This is a genomic window from Kitasatospora sp. NPDC002965, from assembly GCF_040611255.1.
In the GTDB taxonomy this organism is placed as follows: Bacteria; Actinomycetota; Actinomycetes; order Streptomycetales; family Streptomycetaceae; genus Kitasatospora.
Genome location: NZ_JBEXNT010000221.1, coordinates 1 through 9,144, shown reverse-complemented (window position 1 = coordinate 9,144; position 9,144 = coordinate 1). Strand labels below are relative to the sequence as shown.

9 protein-coding genes and 1 tRNA gene are annotated in these 9,144 nt (G+C 72.9%); 7 read left to right on the top strand and 3 right to left on the bottom strand.

The features are described from left to right. Positions 1–157: 157 nt before the first annotated feature. Complete coding sequence (locus ABZY91_RS40380) at positions 158–598, bottom strand: hypothetical protein (RefSeq protein ID WP_355409043.1); 441 nt, start codon at positions 596–598, stop codon at positions 158–160. Positions 599–770: 172 nt separating this feature from the next. Between ABZY91_RS40380 and ABZY91_RS40375 the strand changes: the two genes are divergently transcribed. From ABZY91_RS40375 to ABZY91_RS40360, 4 genes are all read left to right on the top strand, one after another. Continuing rightward, positions 771–1,922 (top strand): acyl-CoA dehydrogenase family protein, encoded by a 1,152-nt coding sequence (locus tag ABZY91_RS40375; RefSeq protein ID WP_329877786.1) that lies wholly within the window; start codon positions 771–773, stop codon positions 1,920–1,922. A 166-nt stretch (positions 1,923–2,088) separates the two neighbouring features. Further along, positions 2,089–2,859, top strand: coding sequence for a TetR family transcriptional regulator (locus ABZY91_RS40370; RefSeq protein WP_355409045.1), 771 nt, complete (start codon positions 2,089–2,091; stop codon positions 2,857–2,859). Between the two features lie 289 nt (positions 2,860–3,148). Beyond that, positions 3,149–4,522: a chloride channel protein gene (locus ABZY91_RS40365; RefSeq protein WP_355409041.1), complete on the top strand. Its 1,374-nt coding sequence runs from the start codon at positions 3,149–3,151 to the stop codon at positions 4,520–4,522. Positions 4,523–4,685: 163 nt separating this feature from the next. Continuing rightward, on the top strand, positions 4,686–5,072 hold the full coding sequence (locus ABZY91_RS40360; RefSeq protein WP_355409039.1) for a hypothetical protein: 387 nt from the start codon (positions 4,686–4,688) through the stop codon (positions 5,070–5,072). A 48-nt stretch (positions 5,073–5,120) separates the two neighbouring features. Here the strand turns inward: ABZY91_RS40360 and ABZY91_RS40355 are convergent, their stop codons facing one another. Both ABZY91_RS40355 and ABZY91_RS40350 read right to left on the bottom strand, forming a co-directional pair. Next, entirely contained in the window at positions 5,121–5,483 is a 363-nt protein-coding gene (locus ABZY91_RS40355) for a zinc ribbon domain-containing protein YjdM (protein WP_355409037.1), read from the bottom strand. A gap of 246 nt (positions 5,484–5,729) precedes the next feature. Further along, positions 5,730–5,817, bottom strand: a tRNA-Leu gene (locus ABZY91_RS40350). A gap of 256 nt (positions 5,818–6,073) precedes the next feature. Between ABZY91_RS40350 and ABZY91_RS40345 the strand changes: the two genes are divergently transcribed. The 3 genes from ABZY91_RS40345 to ABZY91_RS40335 all read left to right on the top strand — a co-directional run bounded on the left by ABZY91_RS40345 (position 6,074) and on the right by ABZY91_RS40335 (position 9,071). After that, positions 6,074–7,414 carry a M20/M25/M40 family metallo-hydrolase gene (locus ABZY91_RS40345; RefSeq protein WP_329877769.1) on the top strand — a complete coding sequence of 447 codons (1,341 nt, stop codon included), beginning with the start codon at positions 6,074–6,076 and terminating at the stop codon, positions 7,412–7,414. Positions 7,415–7,694: 280 nt separating this feature from the next. After that, on the top strand, positions 7,695–7,940 hold the full coding sequence (locus tag ABZY91_RS40340; protein ID WP_329877767.1) for a chaplin: 246 nt from the start codon (positions 7,695–7,697) through the stop codon (positions 7,938–7,940). A 243-nt stretch (positions 7,941–8,183) separates the two neighbouring features. Beyond that, entirely contained in the window at positions 8,184–9,071 is an 888-nt protein-coding gene (locus tag ABZY91_RS40335; protein WP_355409034.1) for a chaplin family protein, read from the top strand. The last annotated feature ends 73 nt before the right edge of the window (positions 9,072–9,144 follow it).

Genomic DNA, 9,144 nt, shown 5'->3' with positions numbered 1-9,144 from the left:
AGGCCCCGGCCGCACCGAGTGCCGGAGGGCGTGGCACCGAGTACCCCGGGGTACTCGGTGCCACGCCCTCCGGCACTCGGTGCGGCCGGGGCCTGCGAGGCCGCCCGCGGCCGGGCCCGTGCCCGGGCTTCTTCGCACCGGACGAGGGGCCCCTGCGCTACTCCGCGAACATCGCCAGGTGCTGGGTGAACCCGCCCTGGACCGGTGGCAGCGGGCGCGGGTCCAGCGACGGGAGCCGTTCGGGCTCCTCGTGCGACAGCACCGTCAGGGCCGGGTGCTCCGAGCCCTCCGCCGCACTCAGCCGGACCCTCGTGCCCACCGGCACGGTGGAGCGCAGACCGTTGACGATGCACCAGACGTCGAACCCCTCGGCCATCCGGATCAGCGACTTCTGCCGGGCCAGCGGGGTGCGGGCCTGTTCGACGGCGCAGCGCCGCACGACCCCGGTGCCCTCGCTGCGCTCCAGGCGCAGGTCGGTGGAGCCGCAGGTGGGGCAGAGCAGCCGTTGGAAGGTCGGGTTGCTGCACCAGGCGCAGCGCTGGAACAACAGCGGGGCGTTGGCGATGTCGATGTCGGCGTCGATGGCTGAGTGGACCACGTTGTCATCTCCCTGCGCTCGGACGGCTTACGGTTCGGTGGCTTCCGCCCCGAAAAGGATAGGGAACTCAGTGCCGCTCTGTGAAGGCACTGAGTTCCCTTTCTGCTCCGCACGTGCATAATGAAGGGTACTGAGTACCGTCGTGAACGTCGTGAAACAGGAGTGGCCGCTCATGAGCCAGGACTTCGATCTCTTCCGGATCTCCGAGGAGCACGGAATGCTTCGTGAGGCGGTGCGATCGCTGGCCGAGGCGAAGATCGCTCCGTTCGCGGCGGAGGTGGACGAGCAGGGGCGGTTCCCGCAGGAGGCGCTGGACGCGCTGCAGAGCAACGACCTGCACGCGGTGCACGTGCCGGAGGAGTTCGGCGGTGCCGGGGCGGACGCGCTGGCGACGGTGATCGTGATCGAGGAGGTGGCACGGGTGTGCGCCTCGTCGTCGCTGATCCCGGCGGTGAACAAGCTGGGGTCGCTGCCGGTGCAGCTGTCGGGGTCGCCGGAGCTGAAGGCGAAGTACCTGGGGGCGCTGGCCCGCGGCGAGGGGATGTTCTCGTACTGCCTGTCGGAGCCGGAGGCGGGTTCGGACGCGGCGGGGATGAAGACCCGGGCGGTGCGGGACGGGGACTTCTGGGTGCTGAACGGCGTGAAGCGCTGGATCACCAACGCGGGGGTGTCCGAGTTCTACACGGTGATGGCCGTGACCGACCCCGAGGCGCGGTCGAAGGGCATCTCGGCGTTCGTGGTGGAGAAGGGCGACGCGGGCGTGTCGTTCGGTGCGCCGGAGCGGAAGCTGGGCATCAAGGGGTCGCCCACGCGCGAGGTGTACTTCGACAACGTGCGGATCCCGGCCGACCGGATGATCGGTGCGGAGGGCACGGGCTTCGCGACGGCGATGCGGACGCTGGACCACACCCGGGTGACGATCGCGGCGCAGGCGCTGGGGATCGCGCAGGGGGCGCTGGACTACGCGAAGGGGTACGTGCGCGAGCGCAAGCAGTTCGGGAAGCCGATCGGTGACTTCCAGGGCGTGCAGTTCATGCTGGCGGACATGGCGATGAAGCTGGAGGCGGCGCGGCAGCTGACGTACGCGGCGGCGGCGAAGTCGCAGCGCGGGGACGGCGACCTGACGTTCTTCGGGGCGGCGGCGAAGTGCTTCGCGTCGGACGCCGCGATGGAGATCACGACGGACGCGGTGCAGCTGCTCGGCGGGTACGGGTACACGCGTGACTACCCGTTGGAGCGGATGATGCGGGACGCGAAGATCACCCAGATCTACGAGGGCACCAACCAGATCCAGCGCATCGTCATGGCCCGGAACCTGCCGTAACCCGTCGTCACCCTTCGGGCGTCCGGACCGGCGCGCCGTACGTCGCACGAGCTGTACGCGGCGTACGCGCGCTGGTCCTGGTGTTCGAAGCCGATGCTATGTTCCGGGAATGAGCGAGAAGGAAGCGCAGGACCAGCCCATGAACGACGGGCCCCCCAAGCCCGCGATGCGCGAGGCGCTGGTCGCCGCCGCCTTCGAGCTCTTCCTGGAGCGCGGATTCGAACAGACCACGATCGACGACATCGTCTCGCTCGCCGGGGTCGGCCGGCGCTCGTTCTTCCGCTACTTCCCGGCCAAGGAGGACGTGGTCTTCCCCGACCACGAGCGCAGCCTCGCCGAGATGACGGAGTTCCTGGAGTCCGGCACCGGCGAGGAGGACCCCGTCCGGCGCGCCAGCGACGCCGCCCGGCTGGTCCTGCGGATGTACGCCGAACAGCCGTCCTTCTCCGTCCAGCGCTACCGGCTCACCCGCAAGGTGCCCGGCCTGCGGGCCTACGAGCTCTCCGTGGTCTGGCGCTACGAGCACACGCTCGCGCACTACCTGCGCGGCCGCTTCGCCGACCGGCCGGACGGGGCCCTGCGGGCCGACGTGATCGCCGCCGCCGTGGTCGCCGCGCACAACCACGCGCTGCGCACCTGGCTGCGTTCGGGCGGCGAGAGCGACTGGGTGGCCGAGGTGGACCGGGCGATGGCCTTCGTCACCGGGACCTGGAGCGACCGGCCCGGTGGCGCGGCCCCGGCCCCGGCCGACGGCGCGGGCGCGGGGTCGAGAGTGGACCCGGAGGTCGGCCCGGGCCGCGGTCCGGACGGCCGGGACGAGGCCGGGCCTGACGACGACGTCGTGGTGCTGGTCGCCAGCCGTCGCATGCCGCTCTGGCGGATGGTCCAGGGGATCGAGAGCGCGCTGGGGGAGTCCCACCGGGTCCGGCAGGACTGACGGTCCGGCAGGACCGACCCCGTCCACCCCGGCACCCACCCGCTCGCCCGTACCCTTCGCGCCAGCCTGGCCGCCTGGCCGCCTGCCCGCCTGCCCGCCCGCCCGCCTGCCCGCCTGCCCGGCCCCGTTCCCCGCCCGGCCCCGTTCCCCGCTCACCCGTCCGGCGCAACCCGGCGGGGCACGCCGCGTTCCGGACGCCGCCTGCCGTGCAGGGCACCGGGTCGCGGGCGAGACTCGGTCGCAGGACGCGGCCGGGGGTGGACCGGCCGGGGAGCGCGAAGGAGCCGGCATGCCCCAGCAGAGCGGTGACCCCACCCTGCGCGGTCTGCTGCTGACCAGGGGATACCTGGGCCTCCTTCTGATCGCGGCGCTGGTCGGCGTCCCGGTGTCGCTGGCGGCCTTCGGGTTCGTCAGCCTGGAGCACGAACTCCAGCACTGGATCTGGGAGAGCCTGCCCGAGGCGCTCGGCCACGACCGCGCGCCCTGGTGGTGGCCGCTGCCCCTGCTGCTGATCGCCGGGCTGCTGGTGGCCCCGATCGTGACCCGGATGCCCGGCCGCGGCGGGCACGTCCCGGTGGACGGGCTCGGCGGGGCCCCGACCCTGCCGAAGGCCGTGCCCGGCGTCATCCTGGCGGCGCTCGTCTGCCTGCCGCTCGGCGCGCTGCTCGGCCCGGAGGCGCCGCTGATGGCGATGGGCAGCGGACTGGCCCTGCTCGCCGTGAGCTCCGCGCGCCGCGCGGCCCAGCCCCGACTGGCGCCCGTGCTCGGCGCGGCCGGTTCGACGGCGGCGATCTCCACCATCTTCGGCAGTCCGCTGGTCGCCGCCGTGATGATGATCGAGGCGGCCGGGCTGGGGGGTCCGCAGCTGGTGGCGCTGATCCTGCCCTGCCTGCTGGCCAGCGGGATCGGCGCGCTGGTGTTCACCGGCTTCGGCCACTGGACCGGGCTGTCGATCGGCGCGCTCTCGCTGCCCTCGGTGCCGTCCAGCGGCACGCCCGACCCGGGCGACTTCCTCTGGGGCGTGCCGGTCGCGGTCCTCGTCGCCGTGGTCTGCGTGGCCGGCCAGATGCTCGGCCGCCGGGTCAAGGTCTTCACCGTCGGTGACCCGAACGGCCCCGGCGGCCCCGCTTCCGTGCCGACGGTCCGGCAGACGGCGATCCGGACGGTGCTCTGCGCGGTCGCGGTCGGCGTCGTCATCGCCGCGTACGCGCTGATGACCGGCCGTTCACCGGAGGAGGACGCGCTCTCCGGACAGGCGACCCTCGGCGCCCTCGCCGCGAACCCGGGGGCCTGGTCGGAGGGCGCGCTGCTGGCGCTCGCGCTCTGCAAGACGGTCGGTTGGGGCATCGCGCTGGGCAGCCTGCGCGGCGGCCCGATCTTCCCGGCGATCCTGATCGGCGCCACCATCGGGGTGGCGTGCGGTCCGCTGCCCGGTTTCGGCGTCGCTCCGGGCATGGCGGCCGGGCTGGCCGCCGCCGGCGCGGCGGTGACCCGGTTGCCCCTCACCAGCACCGTGCTGGCGGCGGCGCTGCTGGGATCGAACGCGACGGACGAGATGCCGCTGCTGATCGTCGCCTCGGTGACGGCCTTCATCACCGGCGAACTGGTCCGCAACCTGACCGACCGCCGCACCCCGGCCCGCACCCCCGCGCCGGCGGCCTGAGCCTGCCGCCCGGCCGCCCGGCGTCGGCAGGCCCGGAGAAGTGCACGTCCCTCACGAGGAGGCAGTTCTCCGCCCGTCCGAGTCGGCGTCAATGAAACTCCGCCCCACACTCGTTCGAGTGGGTGCCGGATTGGGCGGCTCCGGCCGGGGCAACCTCGCCACCATGACCACGTCCTCCCCCCGCCGCCGACGCGGCCGTCGGCCCACCGCCCACCGCGCCACCACCCCGCGGAAGGGTGCCCCCCGCTCCGGCACCATCGGTACGACCACCGAGGCCGCCGCCGCACCGGTGGCCTGCCGGAAGCAGCCGCCCGCCTCCGCGTGCACCTCGACGGGTCCCAAGCCCGGCGCCCCGGCCCCGCGCGCATCCGTGCACGCCGCCGCGCCCTCGCCCACCCGCAGGCACACCTCCGCTCACGCACCGGCAGTACCGGCAGCGTCCGCACGGCCGTGCTGCGCCATCGCGACCACCGAGCACCGGTCCCTCGGCGGCACCGTCGTCCGCACCCACCGCCACCAGGCCGCCTGCCCGGTCTGGACCGCCCGCTGACCCCGGGCACCGCCCGCGCACGACGCCCCACGACCGGCCCTGCCGAGGTCAGGCCTTCTTCACCACGCTCGACTTCAGCTGCATGGCGCCGAACCCCTCGATCCGGCAGTCGATGTCATGCCCGTCCACTCCGTCGACCAGCCGGATGTTCCGTACCTTCGTGCCCGCCTTGATCCCCGAGGCGCTCCCCTTCACCTTGAGAGCCTTGACCACGGTCACGGTGTCCCCGTCGTTCAACACGTTCCCGACCGCGTCCCGCACGGCCCGGTCCCCGGAGGCCCCCGCCTCGCCGGCGCCTCCCTCGGCTGCCGCCGCCCACTCGTGCCCGCACTCCGGGCAGACGATCAGGGCGTCCATCGCGTAGGTGTACTCACCGGAGCACTTGGGGCAGGGCGGCAGATTCTCACTCATCCCGCCAGGCTATCCGAGCCCCCGCAGCCCCCGTCGCACGCGCAGGGCCGCTGAGCTGCGCGTATGTGGAGGGAAGTCCGGGCCGGGCCCGGTGACGTGTGGGACGACTCCGCCGGCGCCCGTCGGTGCGGCCCGCGAGCGGGGAACGCCCGTCACTCTGCGCAGGGCCCGCCGCTGCGCAGCCGCCGGCGGGTCCCCACAGTGCACAACGCAAAATGCGGGCCAGGATTTCTCCTGACCCGCACATGGTGTCCGAGGGGGGACTTGAACCCCCACGCCCGATAAAGGGCACTAGCACCTCAAGCTAGCGCGTCTGCCATTCCGCCACCCGGACGGGGTGTTGTCTTTGCGGCTTCCTTCTGTTCGTCGGCCGCGCTGACAGATGTAACTGTAGCAGTGATCGGCTTGCGGTCCCAAAACGGCTCCGGGTGGGGGAGTGGGGGTTGCGGGGGCGTGTCGGCGTGTTTCGTGGGGGTGGATCCGGGTCGGGGGCTGGGAGAGGATGGGCGGACGTGCTCGTACGGCCCGGGTGCAGGTCCCGGGGAATGGCGCGCTGGGGCGCCGGTGCGGGCCAGAGACGAGGAGTGACCGTGAGCGAGCGGAGCGAGTCGGCGGGGCGGTCGGCGGCGAAGGTGACGGGCGAGTCCGAGGTTGCCGACATCTGCCGTGATCTGATCCGGATCGACACCAGCAACTACGGCGACGGTTCCGGTCCGGGGGAGCGCAAGGCCGCCGAGTACGTGGCCGAGCAGCTCGCCGAGTTCGGTCTCGAACCGCAGATCTTCGAGTCGGCGAAGGGCCGGGCGTCCACCGTCGTCCGGATCGAGGGCGAGGACCGGTCGCGGCCCGGTCTGCTGATCCACGGGCACACGGACGTGGTGCCGGCCAACGCCGCGGACTGGACGTACGACCCGTTCGCCGGGGAGATCGCGGACGGCTGCGTCTGGGGCCGCGGCGCGGTGGACATGAAGGACATGGACGCGATGACCCTGGCGGTCGTCCGGGACCGGCTGCGCACCGGCCGCAAGCCCCCGCGTGACCTGGTGCTGGCCTTCCTCGCCGACGAGGAGGCGGGCGGCACGTACGGCGCCCGGTACCTGGTCGACAAGCACCCGGCGCTGTTCGAGGGCGTGACCGAGGCGATCGGTGAGGTCGGCGGCTTCTCCTTCACGGTCAACGACAAGGCCCGGCTCTACCTGGTGGAGACGGCCGAGAAGGGCATGCACTGGATGCGGCTCACGGTCGACGGCCGGGCCGGGCACGGGTCGATGGAGAACGACGACAACGCGATCACCGAGCTGTGCGAGGCGGTGGCCCGGCTGGGGCGCCACCAGTTCCCGCTGCGGATCACCAAGACCGTCCGGGCCTTCCTGGACGAGCTGTCGGACGCGCTCGGCGTCGAGCTCGATCCGGAGAACATGGACGAGACGCTCCGGGTGCTCGGCGGCATCGCCAAGATGATCGGCACCACGCTGCGCAACACCGCCCAGCCCACCATGCTCGGCGCCGGCTACAAGGTGAACGTGATCCCCGGGCAGGCCACCGCGCACGTGGACGGGCGGTTCCTGCCCGGCTACGAGGAGGAGTTCCTGGCCGAGCTGGACAGCGTGCTGGGTCCGCGCGTGAAGCGCGAGAGCCTGCACTCCGACAAGGCGATCGAGACCAGCTTCGACGGCGCCCTGGTCGAGGCGATGCAGACCGCGCTGCGCGCCGAGGACCCGATCGCCCGGGCCGTGCCGTACTGCCTCTCCGGCGGCACGGACGCCAAGTCGTTCCAGGACCTCGGGATCCGTTGCTTCGGGTTCGCCCCGCTGCAGCTGCCGCCGGAGCTGGACTTCGCCGGCATGTTCCACGGCGTGGACGAGCGGGTGCCGGTGGACGGGCTGAAGTTCGGCGTGCGGGTGCTGGACCGGTTCATCGACGCCTGCTGAGGCGGTTCGCGGAGCCGTCGGACCGCCGGTCGCCCCGGCGGGCGGCTCCGGTCGGGCGACCGGCCCGCCCTCGGATCCCCGGGGGCGGGCCGTTTGTCGTGGCAGGGGTGGGCGGGCCTGTGCCGTACGGAGGGTCGCGTCGGCCGCCGTAAGTCGATTACCTGTTCGTCGTATCACCACTGCGAGTGAATGGGACGCCTGTTCCGTACCCCGTTCGGCCGCACCGTCGTTCACTTCTGTGACGGCCCGGAACCGATGTCCGGGTGTTTTTACAGGAGGAATGATGAAGGTCAAGAAGATTGCCGCCGTTACCGCTGCCACCGGTGGCCTGCTGATCGCCGCCGCCGGTGTCGCCTCCGCGCACGGCGGGGCCGGTGCCCAGGGCGTGGCCGCCGGTTCCCCCGGCGTCGTGTCGGGCAACCAGATCCAGATCCCGGTGCACATCCCGGTCAACCTGTGCGGCAACACCATCAGCGTGATCGGCGTGCTGAACCCCGCGTTCGGCAACCACTGCGTCAACGCCTGAGCCCACACCAGTCGTTGAGTCGGGCCCCCGGTGGCGGCTGCGCCGCGCCGGGGGCGCTTGTCTGCGCGTGCCCGCCCCGTACCTCCCTCATGACATCCCTCGAACGGATGAATAGGGCTGGTTCGGGTCAACCTCCGCGCGGACTTCTTCGTTCTCTCCCATGCAGCCGAAGACCTCTCCGCTCATTCGGAAATTCCGACTTTCGGTAGGTCATCACGTCGTCTCGATACGTCAGGGGAAAATATGAGGAATGCAGCCAAGAAGGGGCTCCTCACGGCCGTGGCCACCGGCAGTGTGCTGGCTTCGACCGCCGGCTACGCCTATGCGAGCGCCGGGGCGGAGGGGGACGCGGTGGGGTCACCGGGCGTGGCCTCCGGCAACTCGGTGCAGGTGCCGGTCCACGTGCCGATCAACGCCTGTGGCAACACGGTCGACGTGATCGGCGTGCTGAACCCGGCGTACGGCAACAACTGCGCCAACGCCTCCGGACGCTCGGGCGCCGGCGGGCACGCCGGTTCGGGCACCGCGGCCTCGGGCACCGCGGCCTCGGGCGCCGCGGCGTCGGGGGCCGGAGCCTCCGGAGTCGCGGCCGGGTCGCCCGGCGTGGTCTCGGGCAACAGCGTCCAGGCCCCTGTGCACATCCCGGTGAACGCCTGCGGCAACTCGGTCGACGTGGTGGGCGCCGCCAACCCCGCCTTCGGCAACGACTGCGCCAACGCGCCCGCCCCGGTGCACACCCCGCCCGCCGTCCCGGAGGAGGACTGCCCGGAGGGCCACAACCCGCACAACCCGCCGCCGCCGGTCACCAGCCAGCCGCCCCCGCCGCCCACCCCGACCCCGAGTGCCGGCGAGACCACCCCCGGGGTGCCGCGGAACGGCAGCCCGACGCCGTCCGCCCCGTCCGCGAGCAGCAGCCCGAACGCCGGCCCGGGCGTCGCGAGCCCGAGCCGACAGCCGGTGCCCGCCTCCGCGCGCACCGGCAGCCCGTCCGCGGCCCCGGTCGGCTCCACCGACGGCGGCCAGCTGGCCTCGACCGGCGCCGGCGGCACCGAGATGCTCGGCGCGGCAGGCCTCGCGCTGCTGATCGGCGGCGGCGTCCTCTACCGTCGCGCCCGCGCCGGTGCCCGCTGAGTAGCCGCGCCGCCGCACGACCGGTGCGGCGCCCCCGTCCGAGCTCCGCGCACCTGCGGGACGCCCGCGTCGG

Coding starts and splice junctions, on each gene's coding strand:
- ABZY91_RS40370 (WP_355409045.1), top strand. CDS start 2,089: ATGCGCGAGGCGCTGGTCGCCGCCGCCTTCGAGCTCTTCCTGGAGCGC.
- ABZY91_RS40375 (WP_329877786.1), top strand. CDS start 771: ATGAGCCAGGACTTCGATCTCTTCCGGATCTCCGAGGAGCACGGAATG.
- ABZY91_RS40365 (WP_355409041.1), top strand. CDS start 3,149: ATGCCCCAGCAGAGCGGTGACCCCACCCTGCGCGGTCTGCTGCTGACC.
- ABZY91_RS40340 (WP_329877767.1), top strand. CDS start 7,695: ATGATGAAGGTCAAGAAGATTGCCGCCGTTACCGCTGCCACCGGTGGC.
- ABZY91_RS40355 (WP_355409037.1), bottom strand. CDS start 5,483: ATGAGTGAGAATCTGCCGCCCTGCCCCAAGTGCTCCGGTGAGTACACC.
- ABZY91_RS40360 (WP_355409039.1), top strand. CDS start 4,686: ATGACCACGTCCTCCCCCCGCCGCCGACGCGGCCGTCGGCCCACCGCC.
- ABZY91_RS40335 (WP_355409034.1), top strand. CDS start 8,184: ATGAGGAATGCAGCCAAGAAGGGGCTCCTCACGGCCGTGGCCACCGGC.